The organism is Streptomyces sp. NPDC019396, from assembly GCF_040632375.1.
Classification (GTDB): domain Bacteria; phylum Actinomycetota; class Actinomycetes; order Streptomycetales; family Streptomycetaceae; genus Streptomyces.
The window spans coordinates 21417-38218 of record NZ_JBEYBS010000031.1; the positions used below are offsets into that span (position 1 = coordinate 21417).

At 71.3% G+C, this 16802-nt stretch carries 11 protein-coding genes and 1 pseudogene; 5 read left to right on the plus strand and 7 right to left on the minus strand.

Features of this window, described 5'->3' with window-relative positions; genetic code table 11:
* Positions 1-34: 34 nt before the first annotated feature.
* From ABZ532_RS27575 to ABZ532_RS27595, 5 genes are all read right to left on the minus strand, one after another.
* Positions 35-3868, minus strand: a complete 3834-nt coding sequence (locus ABZ532_RS27575; RefSeq protein ID WP_361289331.1) for an SAV_2336 N-terminal domain-related protein — start codon at positions 3866-3868, stop codon at positions 35-37.
* 3 nt (positions 3869-3871) lie between these two features.
* Positions 3872-4867: a MoxR family ATPase gene (locus tag ABZ532_RS27580; RefSeq protein WP_361289334.1), complete on the minus strand. Its 996-nt coding sequence runs from the start codon at positions 4865-4867 to the stop codon at positions 3872-3874.
* Complete coding sequence (locus tag ABZ532_RS27585) at positions 4867-7191, minus strand: hypothetical protein (protein WP_361289336.1); 2325 nt, start codon at positions 7189-7191, stop codon at positions 4867-4869. Before ABZ532_RS27585 ends, ABZ532_RS27580 begins: the two co-directional genes overlap by 1 nt.
* Positions 7179-8354, minus strand: coding sequence for a hypothetical protein (locus ABZ532_RS27590; RefSeq protein WP_361289338.1), 1176 nt, complete (start codon positions 8352-8354; stop codon positions 7179-7181). Before ABZ532_RS27590 ends, ABZ532_RS27585 begins: the two co-directional genes overlap by 13 nt.
* Before the next feature lie 185 nt (positions 8355-8539).
* Positions 8540-8716, minus strand: coding sequence for a hypothetical protein (locus ABZ532_RS27595; RefSeq protein ID WP_361289341.1), 177 nt, complete (start codon positions 8714-8716; stop codon positions 8540-8542).
* Between the two features lie 424 nt (positions 8717-9140).
* Here ABZ532_RS27595 and ABZ532_RS27600 point away from each other — a divergent pair, with 424 nt between their 5' ends.
* On the plus strand, positions 9141-9944 hold the full coding sequence (locus tag ABZ532_RS27600) for a maleylpyruvate isomerase family mycothiol-dependent enzyme (RefSeq protein ID WP_361289344.1): 804 nt from the start codon (positions 9141-9143) through the stop codon (positions 9942-9944).
* Positions 9945-10247: 303 nt separating this feature from the next.
* Here the strand turns inward: ABZ532_RS27600 and ABZ532_RS27605 are convergent, their stop codons facing one another.
* Positions 10248-11087, minus strand: a complete 840-nt coding sequence (locus tag ABZ532_RS27605; RefSeq protein WP_361289347.1) for a hypothetical protein — start codon at positions 11085-11087, stop codon at positions 10248-10250.
* Between the two features lie 905 nt (positions 11088-11992).
* On the opposite strand from ABZ532_RS27605, the gene ABZ532_RS27610 reads away from it, so the two are divergent.
* The 4 genes and pseudogenes from ABZ532_RS27610 to ABZ532_RS27625 form a co-directional block, all read left to right on the plus strand.
* On the plus strand, positions 11993-12193 hold the full coding sequence (locus ABZ532_RS27610; RefSeq protein ID WP_361289350.1) for a DUF6229 family protein: 201 nt from the start codon (positions 11993-11995) through the stop codon (positions 12191-12193).
* 100 nt (positions 12194-12293) lie between these two features.
* Complete coding sequence (locus ABZ532_RS27615; protein WP_361289353.1) at positions 12294-15149, plus strand: type 2 lanthipeptide synthetase LanM family protein; 2856 nt, start codon at positions 12294-12296, stop codon at positions 15147-15149.
* 147 nt (positions 15150-15296) lie between these two features.
* Positions 15297-15737: a GNAT family N-acetyltransferase gene (locus tag ABZ532_RS27620; RefSeq protein ID WP_361289356.1), complete on the plus strand. Its 441-nt coding sequence runs from the start codon at positions 15297-15299 to the stop codon at positions 15735-15737.
* Between the two features lie 38 nt (positions 15738-15775).
* Positions 15776-15874: pseudogene (locus ABZ532_RS27625) on the plus strand (IS5/IS1182 family transposase); the annotation flags it as partial.
* A gap of 80 nt (positions 15875-15954) precedes the next feature.
* Here the strand turns inward: ABZ532_RS27625 and ABZ532_RS27630 are convergent.
* Positions 15955-16764: a methyltransferase domain-containing protein gene (locus ABZ532_RS27630; RefSeq protein WP_361289359.1), complete on the minus strand. Its 810-nt coding sequence runs from the start codon at positions 16762-16764 to the stop codon at positions 15955-15957.
* Positions 16765-16802: the final 38 nt, after the last annotated feature.

Below are 16802 nucleotides of genomic sequence, written 5' to 3' on the forward strand. Positions count from 1 at the left end.
GCAGAGGAATCACGCGTCCACGCACCCCGGCCGCTCAGTGAGCGCGGTTGAGAGCGAGGGGAGCCATACCGGCCTGGTCACGGCTCGTTGCCTGTGGACGGGGGTACGCCCGTTCCTGCAGTCGCTGTGTCACCTCGTGGTACAGCAGCTCCGCGGTGATGAGCTCAGGGCCCTGCGCCAGGCCGTTGCGCAGCACGTGAATGAGCTCCCCGGTGAACGCGGTGTACCGGTCACCGGCCGGAGCCAGCGCTGCCGCACTGGAAGCGGCCATCACGAAGCCGGTGCCGACGTCCGTCTTGATAACGGTGGCGTCGGGACGCACATTGCCGAGGACCGCACGGCCTGAGTAGCAGCAGTCGAGAATGACCACCTTGTAGCGGGCACGGCTCTGCAGCAGCAGTCTCCGCAGATGCCCGTATGCCAACGCCGAATACGGATGCTCCGCGCGGGTTTCGCCCACGGCCAGCATCAGCTCTCCCGACTGGGGATCGAGAAGACTGTGCCCGGCGAAGTACACCAGCAGGGTGTGCTGTGCGGAGTCGACGGCCCGACCGACGGCTTCCAGGACCTCTCCCGGACTCATCGGATCGGCCAGCACGGTCGTCTGCTCGTCGGCGAAGGCTCCCGCCAAGGGGTCCGACAGCAGCGCCGCCAGGTCGTGCACACCTGCGAGGACCGTGGGGAGCTGGTCGAGATGGTGGTAGGCGCCGACTCCCACCAGCACGGCGTTCGAGCGGTCCGTGGCGGGGCGGACCGGAGGCCGTACGACTTCGGGGGGTGCCGGATACATGCGGGCCCAGGCTCGATAGCCGTCGAGGTCCACTCGTACGCGCTGGAAGCGCCCGTGAAGTGCGGGCAAGTGCCTGTAGAGCTCCTCGCCCATGATGAGCGCGTGGCTGGCCCGCGGCTGGACCTCCAGCGACTCCCGCAGCACGGCGGAGTCGACGAGACGGCTCGCGCGAAGCACCGCGTCCCCGGCGAACCCGTGCTCCTCCGTGGCCACGACGCCGTGTTCGACCGCGATGCGCAGACGTGGGTACTGCCGCTGGGCGTAGGCATCCGCCAGTGCTGCGACGATGCCGTCGATGAACGCGGGCACAGCCGCCGTCGCGTCGACGTCGTGGGGGAGAAGCAGCAGTGTGGCGTCGCCTCGGTCCTGGAAGAGGCAGGCTTCCAAGGGCACGCCGGCGGCCCGCACCGCCTGAGCGAGGATGGCCGATGTGGTCTCCCGCTCCGCTCGTTGTACCGCCGCGCTCATCCCGCTGTACCCGACGGCCTCCACGACGATGCACACCCGGCGGGACGCCGTCGCCTGACCTGGCCGCTCCGTGTCCGGATCCCTCGACGCCATGACAGGTCCACGCGGTCCGTCGCGAAGGAGCGCCGTCGGCAAGCGCAGGCCGACGACGACCCCTGGCGCCAGAGTGCGGGTGCGCCAGGTGACACAGTCATCGAGGAGGAGCGGCTCGTCCGGTTCGTCGTCTTCGAGCATCACGAGGAAGGTCGCGGGGTCGGACTCGTCGGGATCACCGGGAGTGTGCGCGAGCCCCGCGAAGTCCGCCCACGAGAAGGGGGAAGCGCTGCGGTGCACGTTCACAGGAAGACAGTGTTCGGACGTGAGCCACGCCAGGTCGTGCCGGGTGCGCCGCGTGCCCCTCCGCCGCAGTTGCCGCGAGAGTGGGACGCCTTCCGCCTCGATGTACTGCGCCAGCTCCTCCACGACTTCTCGCTCCGTGACCGGCGGTGCCCCGGAGGATCCTGGCGGTGCCGAGGACGGGGTACCGGACCCGAGCGGCGCGGGAAGCCGTGTGTGGAGGTAGGTGAGCAGGTGCAGCAGCAGTAGTTGTGACTCGCGCGGGACCTGCCTCGCACGGAGCACATCGCGGAAGCGGGCGAACGTCGCGCGTACCGCCGCGGGCCGCAGGGCTACCGCCGCGTCGATGTACTGCGCCAGCAGAACATCCGCCATCTCAGCGGGCGGGCCGCCCCGAACGCGTGGGCGGGAGGCCTCGGTCAGGAGGGTGACCGCGAAACTCCACGGAGGAATGGCCCGCCCGGCGGTGTAGTCGGCGAGCTGTGCCCCCGGCACCCCGGCAGCGGTGGCGAGAGCGTCGCCCTTGCTGCCGAGGGTCGCGAACAGCAGCCCGAGTGATGCGTGCAGGCTGTCCGTCGACAGCCACGGGGATGCCGTGTCGCCCGTATCGGCGACACCGCCGGAGCGAGGCCTCGCTCCCGGCCCGTTTCCGGCTACCGGGCCCGGGCGGGAGGGGGACAGCACGATCGTGCCGGGGGCCGCGTCCTGCGTCATCGTGGCAGCCGGCCCGAGGCGCGCCCGCATGTCCGCGCCGAGGTACGCGAACGGTGCGCTGGGCGCTGGCCCGTGGCCGTCCAGAAGCCAGGCGGGAAAGTCGGAGGAGCGGCCGACGAGGGATTCGAGGCGTTCTCCGACCCGGCGGCCGCACTCGATGAGGTCGGCCGTCGGAACGGAGTCGAGCAGCAGCTCCTTCGCCTCGGAGGCGAAGTCGAACAGCCGGTGCCGTCCGCCGGGCTGCGCGGACCCGGAGTCGGCGAGTGGCTGGACCAGCCCGCCGAGCAGCACCTCGGCGAGCGGTGCCATGCCTTCGTGCGCGGAGAGGCACGAGTGGACCAGCTGCATCACCGGCACACTGACCGGAGCCATGGCCGCCAGGTGCGCGGCGAGACGCAAGGCCTCGGGTGAGGCAGCGTGGCTGAAGTCCACGACGCTCACCCTGCCCGTCCCGCAGGTGTGCGCCGTACCCCCGCCCGCCGCCCACAGCTGCACGGGAACGGGCCGTCCCACCACGGTGTTCAGGGCAGCCCAGCCGGCGAATCCCGCTGCGGAGAGTTCCAGGACGGGGATGGGGATCTCCGGCGGCGGAGCGACGCTCGGCGGCAAAACAAGGTCCATCGCCTGCCAGGCCCGGTTGGGCGCGCCCGGCCGTGGCGACGCCACGTGCCAGGTGTCCGCCCGCACGCCGGAGCCCGGCCACAGACGCCGTGGCAGCATGTGGATCACGGCAGTCGGCCCCTTGCGGGCCCATGACTCGAGCACCCGACGCAGCCGCCCGTCCCGCCACGCGGCCGCCGCCCCGTCGGTCACCACCAGGACCATGCTCCGCCCGGAGGCGTCCGCCAGGGAGCCGGGCGCACACGTGACCGAGGAGGCGCACCACGGGCGTCCGAGCCGCACGCCGGTCTCTCCGGACCCGTAGCGGAGCTGGTACGTCTCCACCTGCCGGAAAGCCCCGCTGCGCTCGAACAGCCCCTTGAGCCCGGAGCAGTGACGCTCCCACAGGGCCATGGACACACCGCTGTCGAGCACCAGCGCCAGTCGCATCCACCGCTCGGGCCGTGGCCGCAGGACCACCTGCGGTGTGCGCGTGTCCGCCTGCACGGCCGCCGTCGCCACCTCGTCGAGTTCGTACTCCTGGCGGCTTCGAACCTGGCGCTTCAGCGGGCGCAGGGCCCGGCCGAGGCGCAGTTCCGTCCCGAGTGCCCGGGCCCCGGGGACAAGCAGGGCCCGCCCCGGCGCATCACCGGTCGGTGGCGGCCCGGCATGCACACCGACGCGGTCCGACCGGCCCCGTGCAGTTTCTGCCGTCCGTACGGGAAGCCCGCCACCAGGATCCTGGTCGTGGGAACCCGATTCGCTCGTATCCGTACCGGGAGCGCGTGTCGGGTCACCTGGTCCCGGGGCTCCTGCGGCTGCCTCCTCCGCGGCGAGCACGGCGAGGGGGGCCGCAGGTCCGGACGGGACACGCGCGGCCAGCCACAGGATGTCCAGCAGATCCACCTCTCCTGCCGGCACACCAGCGGCACCGAGGACCTCCCGCAGCTCCCGGAACATGCCTCATCCGTCCGCGTTGAGCCGGTGCAGCACGGTGTTCAGCAAGCCGCCGGCCTCCAGCCGGGCCCCTCCGTGCCTGAGGAACACGGCGTTCAGGAGCTGATCGGTGGCCAGCTCTCCCATGGCCCGTTGTGCCAGGAACGCCTGCACCAGATCACCGGCGTCGGCGAGCGCCTCCGGGCCGAGGTGACCCGTGATGATCTCCCGCAGGCGCGCTTCGTCCGGATCGCCGAGGTGCAACGGCACGCACCTGCGGCGGAACGCCGGAGGAAAGTCCCGCTCCCCGTTGCTGGTGATGACCACGACGGGGAACTCGGTGCACTGCACCATCCCCCTGACCACCCTCGCCCGCTGGTGCGGATCAGAGGTGAGGACGTCGACGTCCGCCTGCTCTTCGGGCAGCCGGGAGAGCTCCGGGATCTCGAAGCTGCCTTCCTCGAACACGGTGAGAAGGTCGTTCGGCAGGTCGACGTCCCCCTTGTCGAGCTCGTCCACCAGCAGCACCCTTGGCCGCGACGCGGGGACCAGCGCCGTGCCCACGGGGCCCAGCCGGAGGAACGAACCGATGTCGGGCCGCGTCTTCTCCCCGTCCTCCGGGAGATTGCTCTCCTGGAGGCGGCCGATGGCGTCATAGCGGTACAGCGCGCCCTGGAGGGTGGAGCGGCTGTTGACGGGCCAGCGCAGCACGGGGCCCAGCCCCAGCTCATGGGCGATCGCGGCCGCGAGCGACGACTTGCCGGTGCCCGGATGGCCGGTGACGAGCAGCGGCCGACGCAGATGCAGGGCGGCGTTGACCACGTCCGCCTCAGCCCGGCCGATGACGTAGCGGGGCACTTCGGCAGCCGGCGGGTCACTGCCGCGGGTGCCGGCGAAACTCCGCCAGGGCGGAGCCTCGGGGATCGGCGTGACCCGCCGGTGCCCGTCTCCGCGGAAGATCTGCCAGTCCGCGTCCTCGGACGTGGCCGTGGTGAAGGTGTCCGCCTCGGGCTGGTGCGTCATCAGGAACTCTCTTCTCGGGAGCCGGACGGTTCGGTGAGCGACAGCACAGGCGGCAGGGGACGGTCTGCGTCCTCCAGCAGCACCGCGGGGCGCAGGGTGTGGGCCAGAGGAGCTCCGCAGACCCGTGCACGGTGGTCGCGTACGCGCCACGGCAGCCCGTCCACGTCCGCATCGGGCTGCACAGGGGCGAAATGACCGTCCGGAACCGGACCCGCCGCCTGCCGGTCCCACAGAATGACCGGGTAGCCGAGCAGCAGCGCAGCCTGAACCAGACGGTTCCGGCCGGCCGGGCCCGCCCTCACCACCGCGCGGGCCGCGCCGGTGTCCTGCTTGAGAGCCCCGTACGCGGCATGGCCTTCGCAATGGCTGTCATCGAGATAGACGACCGAAGTGTTGTGCCGCCCCGCCCAGCGGCGCTCCAGCTCGGCCCGGCGCTGCTCCTCACGCTCGGGGGACGCCAGCGGCGCACAGCGCAGCACCGCTGCGCGCTCCACGCCGAGCAGTGTGGGCAGCGGGTCGTCGTCATCGGCGCCGTCCCAGGAGTCCACGGGCAGATGCAGGGCGTCCGCTCGCAACAGGATCTCCACGACCGGGGTTTCGTGGGTCAACGCGCGCAGGCGCGCCAGGGTTCGCTCGATCCGGCGGACCACCTGCTGCGGGGACAGGGGCTCACGGCACTGTTCGGCAGCCTGCACCAGCTCACCGGTGCCCGTGTCCATCCACATCACGCAGCTGAAGCACTGCCCGTCGTTGCTTCCGGCCGGTGTCTCCGCTTCCAGCTGCGCCACGACACGGGGCGGCTTTCCGGGTCGGCCGAGCCCGCCTGCCCAGTTGGCCGCATCCGCGCGCCGCTCGGCCAGCCCGCCGGCATGCACACCCAGTCTCCGGGCCACGCGATCACCCCAGTCGTGCAGCCGCGCCCGGGCCTCGGGCGCGGGCGTTGCCGCCGCGAGCAGCTCGGTGAAGCGAACGACCACGGGGACCAGCGGCAATCCCCGGTCCACAAGGCTCATGCCCCCGGCATGCTCCTCGAAATGCTCGACACACGCCATGAGCTGACCGACCGCGCTCGGTCCATGAGGGGCGCCGGCCGGCGGCGGCGACCACGTCCTCTCCAGGGGCAGTGCGGCTCGCACCGCGGCGATCATGTGCGCCACGGCCGGCCGCTGCGAAGTCCGGGCGAACACCTCACGCAAGGTCGAGAACTCCAGCGGAGACAGCAGACCCGGCATCCCCAGAGAGCGTGCCAGTGACAGCAGCTGATCGGCGGCCTCTCTGTCCCGTGGATGCACCACCTCCACCAGCGCGGCCATCGCCCGCCTCACCGTGAGGAGCACATCCGCGAGGTGACCGTCCGTGGACCCGGGCTCCAACCGTGCCTCCGGACACGCGGACGCGAGGTGATCGAGACACCGCGCCCGCAGGTCCGCCTCCGACAGCAGGTGGCGCAGGACGAGGGTGACGTGCTCCCGCTCGGGTGATGGCGGCGAGGGCCGCCGGACCGGTAGTACCGTCCGCCGCTCCGAGCCGTCCAGAGACCGGATGTGCAGGCTGACGGGCGTCTGCAACGGCGCGCCCATGGCGTGCAGTTCCTGGAATCGCTCGTCGACGTGCTCGGCCAGCAGGCCCAGATCCGGCCGCAGGTCGACGGCGTGTGCCTCCAGCCAGTCGAGCGCCGTGCGGGAGAACACTCCGCCGCGCTGAGCGGCGTCGTTCTCCGCGACCTGGCCCGCACCGGCGGAGTACAGCAGGAACTGCTCGACGCCGCGCCGGGGAGCCACGGGAAACGCGGCCACCGCGGGACCCGCCTGCTGGTGGTGGTGCTCCAGGAACGTCGCACACGTGTCGAACAGCAGGACCTGCTGGCCCAGGCCCGGTAAGTCCGCCCGGGAGAGGTGCTCACGCAGGTTGGTGATGTCGATGCAGCGCTTGTCGTTCAGGGAGGCGTCAGGACACAGCAGCAGGCGCCGGTCGCCGTGGTCCAGCACACCGTGACTGCCCCAGTAGACGTACAGCACATCGCCGGTGCACCCGTCGAGCCCGCTCGTGAAGGCGTCCATGAGCTCGTCCCGCGACGAGGCCGGGCACCAGGTGAGCTCCGCGGCGTGAGCCTGCTCCTCCAGTGTCCGGCGGCCCTCCTCGCCCGGCGCGACCAGAAGCCGGATGTTGGCACCAGGAACGCCGCCCTTGCGCAGCCACCGCGCGAAGCGCAGCGCGTCATGGGCAGCCCCGGGCAGATCCCAGTCAGGCTGCCGGGGATACCGTTCGAGACCGACGACGACGGCGTGTACGCCGTCCGGGTCGACGATGTTCAGCCCATCCATGTGCCGATGGCGTCCCAGACTCTGCGGTTGGACCAGTAGGCACTGTGCGCGAACGGAAACGGCTGCCGGTTGTCCACTTCGTGATCGAAGGCGTGCTTGGGGAACACCTCGGCGGCGCGGAACGACAACAGGTCGCGTCGGTCGTACAGATTGAGCCAGCGCCTCGGGAAGTGATCGGGCGGCACCTGCGGGTGCTCGAGCGAGACCAGCGCCCCCGCTTCGTAGAAGAACGGCGCCTGTGAGCCGACGGTGACCAACTGGTCGACCCGGCCCAGCTCCTCCTGCACCAGCAGATCAACGCAGGCCACTCCGCCCAGACTGTGGGCGATCACGGTCACGGCATCGCCCGGCGCGTGCTCGACGGTGCGCTTGATCAGCTCGCGCAATCCCTGTCCGCGGGCCTGATAGCGCAGGATGTCCCCGACGGCGGGCAGCAGAAGACCGTCGTTGAGCGCACCCCGGCGACGCCGGGCATGCCAGGTCAGCGCAAGCAGGGCGGGAGTCGCCGCCGCCTTGGCCACGGACCCGGCGAGAGAGCGCCCCTGCGTGTGGAGATCGGCACTGAGCACGGACAGCAGGACGTCCCGCTCGACGCCGTCCACGGAGTCCGCCCCGCGCTCCGCCGCCTCCGCGAGCGCCGTCGCCACCACGGCGCGCGCGAACGCGTGCCGGTGCTCGTATCCGCCGTCGCCTGCCGTGGCCACCGCATCACGCAGCTCCGGAGAATCGGCCACGGTCCGCACGGCACCCTCGAGGAGACCGTCAAGCCCACGTTTCGCGAAAGCGTCCCGCACCTCGGGGGAGGGGGCGTAGGCCGTCAGCTCGGCATGCAGCTTCTGGGCCGGGCTCTGCGCCCGCCCCATCCCCGACGCGACCGGTGGGCGAAGCCCGAGAAGCCGCAGCTCATAGCCGGGGTCGAGATAGAGAACGCCCCACACGGCCACGTCCGCGTCCTCCTGCCGCCCCCCACCGGTCCGGGCATAGCCCGGGATGCTGACACCGTCGAGAGCCAGACCCGCTCCGGCGCCACGCCCCCAGAAGCACCCTCGCACGTCGGCCTCGGGCCGCAGTTCGAGCAGGGCGGCCCGCACCGTTCCGAAGGTGTCGCCGTAGGACTCCTCCCGCACGCCGGTGCCGTGCACGAAAATCACTGACCGCTGCACGTTTCCCCAACTCCCGGACATCGCATGGACGGTGGCCTGGCGCGCCCCGACTTCGATGCTAGTGCGGCCGAGCGCGCCGAGCCTGCCGTTCCGCCCGATCCGGCTTGCCCGGATGCCCCTGATGCGCGCCGTGCTCGACCTCCGCAGCGGTGTACGTGCCAAGGCCGTCCTCGTTGGCGGAAGCTTCAGCCGTGCAGTGGTTCAGGTTCATCCAGCACGGATGGCGCGGCCTGGGCGAGGGCGCGAGCCGCGGCGAGTTCTGCCCGTGCGGATCGCTCGGCGGTGTCCAGGTGCGCAGGCGTGCTGGTGACAAGCGAATTACCCGGCACCAGGACCATCAGGTCGTCAGGAACTCTGTTCATGACGACGAGCTGCATCACCTGACCCGTGATCGCCCACCGGACTCGCGCGCAGTAGGCCGGATGGGCGGACACTGAGCCAACGCGGCTTCAGGAAGCCCCGACCGCGTCGAGAGAGCGCGAGGTCACGGCGAGGCCTGCCCTTCTCGGCTCGGGTGAATGTCGGGCACGCACAGAGGGCCCCGCCATCACTCCGAATCGCGGCGTCTCCGTCCCGCGTGACCGTGAGGACCGCTCCGTTTCCTTGCCGGGCTCGCTTCCTCGGCAGCGCGTCCCCCGCAGCTTTCCACCACTCGGCCCTGACCATTGCGCACCCGCGTGTGCCTGCCCAGCCGCGGATCCTGGCGGGCCGATGAGCGTGTGCACCGCCCCGGCCGCCACACTGGCCGTGACGAGAACCGAATCGACGACAGGACGGCAAGAGCTCATGGCGACAACAGGCCGGGTGGGACACCCGCTCCCGTATGACGTGTACCGCCAGGCGATCGAGCGTGAGACGCTGCGGTTCGCCGAGGTGGTCAGGGACGTGGACCCTGGGACGCCGGTGCCTTCCTGCCCGGACTGGACCCTGGCCGACCTCATGCGGCACGTCGGGACGCTCCAGCGCTGGTTCAGCGCATTGCTGACCGCGCGAGTGCGGGAGCGACCGAGCAGCCGGAACGTGGATCCCGGGCCTGACGACGCGCGGGAGCGTGCGGACTGGGTGGCGGCGGGCGTGCCCGCCGTAGCGGCGGTGCTGCGGGACACGGATCCCGGAACGCCCATGTGGGCCTGGGGTGAAGACCAGTACGCGCGGTTCTGGGCCCGGCGAATGCTGTTCGAGACACTGGTGCACCGAGTGGACGCGGAACGAGCTGTCGGTCGGGCGACGGGGGTCGATCCCGTGCTGGCCGCGGACGGCGTGGACGAGTTCCTCGTCAATCTGCCCTACGCGGGCGCCTTCGCCCCGGCCGTGGCCGAACTGCATGGCAGCGGCGAGACCATCGCCTTCCGGTGCACCGACCCCGGCGACGGCGAGTGGCGGGTGCGGTTGGATCCCGATGGGCTGCGCCCGTTGACGCCGACAGACGCCGACGGAGCCGCCCGGCCCGAACCGCAGGCTGCGGTGTGTGCGTCCGCTGCCGACCTCCTGCAGCTCCTCTACGGGCGGCGGTCGTACCACGAGGCCGGCTACGAGGTGACGGGAGACGCCGAGCTTCTCGATCGCTGGTTCGCCCACACGGCGTTCTGAACCCGAGTTCCGCGGCGGCAGCCGGATCGTTCAGCGCTCCTGTGCTGCGAGGACAGGACGCCACTCCTCGAAGTCAGGAAGCGTCTCGACGGTCGCCGTGGTGCAGTCGCCGTATGGAGCCGGAGGTCAGGTGCGGGTTGGCCATGGCTCCATGGCGATCGCCGCTGACAGGCACGGCGCGGGGCGTGGCGCCGCGTCCCTTCACCCCGCCATCAGATCGTCGACCGGGGAACGGGAGGACGACGCCGGAACGGGAAGTATGGGTTGGGTATGGGGTATGGGTTGTCGTCGTGGTCGAGTCGGTCAGTGGGTGCGGACCGCCGTGATGGTGAATCGTTCGACATCGGAGACGTGGCCGCCCGTGGAGGCGACAACCGTGAGCACGGGGTCCCGGGCGCCGTTGAACGGCACTGTCACATGCCAGGGCTGCTTGTCGCCGCCCGCCGAGGTGCAGCACGGTGAGGTGCCGAGCGGGGCGGTCGACGACGGCTGGCGCACCTGCACACGGATGCTCTCGTCGACTCCGGAGATCTGCCCGCCCGTCTCCAACGGTGAGCGCGCGAGCGTTCCGTACGCGGGCGTGGTGAGGGAGAACGTCGTGTCGTCGGTGCCCACGACCTCCCACGGGGCATTCTGGCCGCCGCCGAACCGCACGAGATGGATCACTGCCGCGGTACCGCCTTCGCTCCCCGTTGGCGCGACGCCGATGCGGGCGTGCCGACCGCTCACGGCGCGCGAGGTGATCCGGTCGATTCCCGTGAAGTCCAGGTAGTCACGGGTGAAGGACAGCGCGGTTCGGGCCGGGTCGAGATGCCAGGGCTGGTGGCCGCCCGAGCGGTAGGCACGCTCCCACACCTGGGCTTGGGCGAGCGTGGTGAACGGCCACACGGGCTGGAGGCTCCAGGAGCCCAGTGGGGGTGTGCCGCTGGGACTGGGCGTGGCCGACGGGGCCTTCGTGGTCGATGAGGTGCCTTTCGGCGTGGGCGTGGGAGCTGTGCCCGTCGGTTCGGGCGCTGTCGGTGCCGATGCGGCGGGCGACGATCCTGATGTCCGCGTGGATCCGCCGGAACCGCTGCAGGCGGTGAGCATCAGACCGGCCACGGTGGCTGCGGCGAGGAGACGGAACGGGAGCTGGATGTTCATGGGTGCCCCAGGAGAGGTGAAACCGACCACTGATCGGCCTGTCCGGCTATCGTCCCACCAGCCCGGCCCGTGTCACAGAGGCTGCGTCATGGTTCGCCGGATCAGCTGCACAGCCGATCGGGCGTGCGAGCACGTGAGCTCGCCGCTCGCCGCTCGCCGCCCGCCGCCCGCCGCCCGCGGCTCGCGGAGCAGCTTCCACGCCCTCCTCGTCCGGGCGCAGGCGTACCCGGCCGGACGAGGAGGCGGGAAGTACGGCATCCGCGAGTCGGCGGCCAGGTCACGAGGAACGACCCGTTCCGCGGCGCTGAGTTCTGCCCGGGTACCTGGGGGGAACCGCCGAACACCACCGGGTCGCCACCGGCGCCGCCGGGGGAGCGCCCGTTTCGGCCAGCCCGACCGAGTGGAACCACTTCGTCCGTTATGCGCCCGGTCATGCCGTCGACGGCATCCGGGACACTCGCTGATCCGCGACCCGAGCGACGACCGATGGCTGCGGACCGACCTCTGGTCCACCCGCCGGGACGGCCACACCGCCCACGACTTGGAGCGGGCGCACGCCAACGCGTACCGCGGCGGACTCTCCGCCGGCCGCCGCACCTGGCAAACCGTCTGGTCCGCGGTGTTCGGTGGCGGCGGAAAGGATCCCACCGCTTCCACGGCACCCCCCACTCCGTCCGCGTCCACGGACGGGAACGTGTCACCGGACCGGGATGCTCGCTCCGTGACGCCAACGTCCACGGCGACTGACCGCCGGGCCGGACCGGAATCCCACCCGTCCCATCTATGCCGTTGCGTCCCGGCAGCACCACACGACTGTGGCCGGATTCGTCATCTGACGGGTGTTCGAACACGGTGATACTCAGGGCTGGGCAATCCGCCCGAACCCCTACGTCCGGAGGACATCCATGCCCCAGTCCAGTGTGCACATCGCAGCCGTGCTCGACGCGTGGCTGACCGGTGCCGACACCGCGTACGGCCTGTCGAACCCGGCCGGCCCGCTCTACGTCGGCGGCGCGGCCGCCGAGGCCGCCCTGACCGACCCGAGCGACTCCCTCTACGGCTTCTGTTCCAGCCCGAGCGGCTCGCGCGGCAGCTGGTGTTGCTGACACCGTGATCACGGGGAACCGCGCGCTCATCGGCGCGGTTCCCTCGCTATGTCCAGGCGCCCGCGGGGCGCACGCGCGGCGGAGAGGGAGACGGCGGACGGTGAGCGGATCGATGACGGAGAAGCCGCAAGAACCGACGGCGAAGGAACCGGAATCCCGGGACGAGACCGAGTGGTTCGACCCGCCCGTACGGTCCATCGCCCGGCCCTGGCGGGAGGAACTTGCCCGGCGGCTGGCCACCGTGGGCACGCTGGAGCCGGACGAGCGGAACACGCTCCTGCAAGCCGGCCACACCGCCCTGCTGCGGTCCCTGCACGCGAAACTGTCCCGGCTCTTCCTCATCGAACTGCACGCCCTGCGCATGACCGCGGGCAAGAGCCCCACCGCCGAGGGGACCTCGCGGACCTGGGCCGCGTTCATCGAGCAGGCGGGCGAGGACGGCTATCTCGAACGGCTGGCCGCCGAGCGGTACCCGACCCTCGCCCGGCGCGTCGCCTCGGTGGCGCAGTTGTCGGTCGCGGCCACCACCACCTTCGCCGAACGGCTCGCCGCAGACCGCGAACTGCTCACGACACTGCTGGGAGCGGCACCCGGCCGACTCCAGGCCGTCGCCTTCGGCGAGGGCGACAGCCACCGGGGCGGCCAGACCGTCAGCCGGGCCGAATTCACCGGCGGGACCGTCATGTACAAACCCCGCCCGTCCCAGGCCGACATCGCGCTCGGCGAGCTGCTGGACGACATCTACGCGGACTTCCCCGCCTCCCTGGCACCGCACGAGCGCATCCGGGTGCCGCGGATCCTGGCCCGCGACGGCTACGGCTGGGCCGAGTTCGTCGCCCACCGCTACTGCGCCTCCGACACCGAACTCGGCGTGTTCTACCGCAACATCGGCCACTGGCTGGCCGTGCTCCGCCTCACCGGCGGCACCGACATGCACGCCGAGAACATGATCGCGGCCGGACCGGTACCGGTCATCGTGGACGCCGAGACACTCTTCGACGCCCCCGCCCCGTTCCCGCCCAGCGGCCAGGGCGACGCCGTCGACGTGGCCGCTGCCGCCATCCGGCGCACCGTGCTGCGCACCGGACTGCTGCCCGTGCGCGGCACCGGCTTCGCGCTCGGCGGGGTCGACATCTCCGGGATCGGCGCGCTCCCCGGCCAGCAGCCGCTCATCCCCAACCCGGTGATCGCCGACGGCGGCACCGGCGCGGCCAGCTTCCAGGTGGACCTCGTCGCGATGCCCACCGCGGGCAACCACCCCAGCCCCACCCCGGTACTGAGCACATACTGGGACCGGATCCTCGCCGGCTTCCGCGAGATGACCGCGCATCTGCGCCGTCCCGGCACCGACCCGCACCAACTGCTGCGCCGCTTCGAGGGCGCCCAAGCGCGTCGGATCCTGCGGCCCACTCAGGCGTACGTCGACATCGGCCGCATGCTGTGGCACCCGGCGTCCCTGCACAACGAGCCGGCCGCGGTCGAACGCGCCCGGGACATCCTCCGGCGCAACGCCGAAGTGCTGCCCGGCGCGCCCCGCGACCGGGCGACCATCGACGGGGAGATCGCGGAGCTCCTGGCCGGAGACGTGCCGATGTTCAGCTTCACCGTGGACACGGCGGCCGTACGCGCCACGGTCGAGGACTGGAGCTCCGCGGACCTGGCGTTCGAGGAGTCGGTGATCCAGGACGCGCTGGTCGGCGCCTACCTCAACGAACGCACCCTGCCGGGCCGGGTGCGAGCCCCCGCATGGGACCCGCATGCCCGGGACCGGGACCGGCGCCGCCGGGACCTGGCCGCGCAGATGGTACGGCGGCTGTGCGACGGCGCGGTGCGCGGCGAGGACGGCACGGTCACCTGGATCAGCCCCGTCTTCACCCCCGCCGGCTGGTCCATCAGGGTGCTGCCCGCCGATCTCTACACCGGGCAGGGAGGAGTGGCGCTGGCCCTCGCCGAGTATCTGACCGAGGTGCGCGCCGGGCGGGCCGACGAGGTGCCCGGCGTCGCCGAGACCTATGAGGGCGCCCTGCGTGTGCTGGTCGGCACCGAGGACCACACGCCGGCGCCGTCCGCCGGAGCGTTCAGCGGCGCCGCGTCACAGGTGTGGACGTGGCTGGCCCTGCACCGGGTGCTCGGCGAACAACGGCTACTGGAACGGGCCGCCGACCGGGGCCCGCTCCTCGTGGAGAGTCCTCTTGTCGAGAACGACGTCGAGGTGGACCTGCTCAACGGCGCGGCCGGCGGCATCGTCCCGCTGCTCGGCCTGGCCAAGGCGACCGGGCAGGACCGCTGGCTGGACGCCGCCGCACACATCGGCCGCCGACTCACCGGCCTGGCCACCGTCGACGCGAGCGGCGCCCGCTGGACGACCCGGCTCAACCCGGAGGGCATCGGAGGCTTCGCGCACGGCGCCACCGGCATCGGCTGGGCACTGGCCCGGCTCGCCCTCGACGGCGCCGGTTCCGCGGCCGACCGGCGCGAGTGGTCCCGCGTCGCCGAGCTGGCCTTCGCCTACCAGGAGTCCCTGTACCGGCCGGAGCACGGAAACTGGCTGGACGTACGGATCGGCGCGGAGGAGGACTTCTTCACCAGTTGGTGTCACGGCAGCGCGGGCATTGGCATCGGCATGCTCGACCTCCACCGTCGTACCGGCGAAGCGGCCCACCTCGAGATCGCCCGGCGTGCCGCGCACGCCTGCGCCGATGAGGGATTCGGCTGGAGCCACACCCTCTGCCACGGCGACCTCGGTTCCTGGGAGTTGCTCACCGCCCTCGACTTCGCCGACCGCGCCGACCTGGACGCAGAGATCCTCACCGGCCTCGAACAACGCGGCCCGGTCGGCGGCTTGGCCCGAGAGGCCTTCTCGCCCAGCCTGATGTCCGGCCTCGCGGGAGTCGTGCACACCCTCCTGCGGATGCACCCCGAGTCCGGCCTGCCCAATCCGCTCCTCCTCGACTAGGCCGTGTTCGAGCACCGGCGCCGTCCGCCCGGAGGGCACCACACCGGGCAGGCCGAGCTCCGTCGACACGGCCACACCGCCCACCTCGGCCTTCTCTGCGCCGGACCGTGCTGATGTGACAGCGGTGCGTGTGTCACACTCCGCAGCATGACACTTGATCACGCCGGCGGGGCGTTGAGTGTGGGGCAGCGTGACACGGAGCTCAACGAGCGCTTGTCGCAAGGCCTGGACGAGATCAACTTTCCTGCCACTGGAACCACTCCGGCAGACCAGAGTTCACTTTCCGTGAAGGTTGTCGACGACGCAGGCGAACTCATCGGGGGCCTTGCCGCCTGGACGTGGGGTGGGCTACTCGGCATCGAGATGCTCTGGGTCCGCGAGAAGAGCCGTAAGGACGGGTGGGGCACGAAGATCCTCATCGCTGCGGAGGAGGAGGCACGTCGGCGCGGCTGCGACCGCGCCTGTGTATCGTCCTTCACCTTTCAGGCCCCGGGGTTCTACCAGCGGCACGGCTACGTCGAGACCGGACGAACCGTGGGTATCCCAGGCGGTGCTGAGGATGTCCACATGTTCAAGGAACTGGAGTAGGTCTCCGCGGGTCACCGGCGGTTCTCCCGATGAGAGGGAACAGCCGGGAGTCCGCGAGAGACTACCTACGGCTCGGCCAGCGGTCTGAAATGCTGCGCACGTGGGCCGCTGTCACCTTCATGACCGGGCGCCTTACCGCAAAGGCGCTGCCCGCAGCCGGATGAACGAGCACACGCGCGTCCACTGGTCTGCTCAGTCCTGCCCGCTCCGGGCAACCTCATGCCCGGCCGTGCGCCATCAGCGCCGTGTGAGGCAACGTCAATACGCGACCAGGCCCGGCGAACTCCGCGCAGAGCGACTCGAAGCGGTCCTTGATATCCGCGATGACCGACGGATCCTGGCCCGTGACAATCTGGCCGATCGTTGCCACTCCGGCGGCCGGCCCGCTCCACCATTCTTCGATGGTTGTCCGATGGTCCCAGGACAGGGTGCCGCAGACGACATCCATCAGGCCTGCGTCGCGCAGCAACGTTGCGAGGCCTTGTTCGGTGCGCGGAAAGTCGTCATCGGGCGCAAGAGCCGGCAGGTGAGCAGGACGCGTGACGCCCGCAGCCTGAACGGCCCTGCCCAGCAGGGCCTGCCCGGCGGCCGCGGGAACCGTCCAGATGGTGACGGCCGTCCGCCCGCCAGGCCGCGTCACGCGGCGCAGTTCCTTCAGGGCTTCCCGGGGCCGTCCGACATGGTTGAGGACGAAGTTGCCGACCACGGCATCGAACTCATCGTCTGCGAACGGCAGACGGGGCAGAGCGGAAAGCCGCACGTCGGCTGACGGGGCCGCCAGCGCTGCCCGTACGAGCATGTCGGGTTCGGCGTCGACCGCCGTCACCTTCGCGCCCCGCTCACACGCGGCCGCGGCGGCAGTGCCCGTGCCCGTGCCCACGTCGAGTACCCGCGTACCCTCCCGGACACCGGCAGCGTCGAGGAGCCCAGGCACGGGATACGCGCACAGTCTGGCAAAGCTCGCAGCATAGGCATCGGCCTGCCCTGCCCATGCGCGCCGCTCGGACTCGTCAAACGCCGTATGCACTACCCGTCCCCTCTCCGGAACAACCACCCACTGCGACG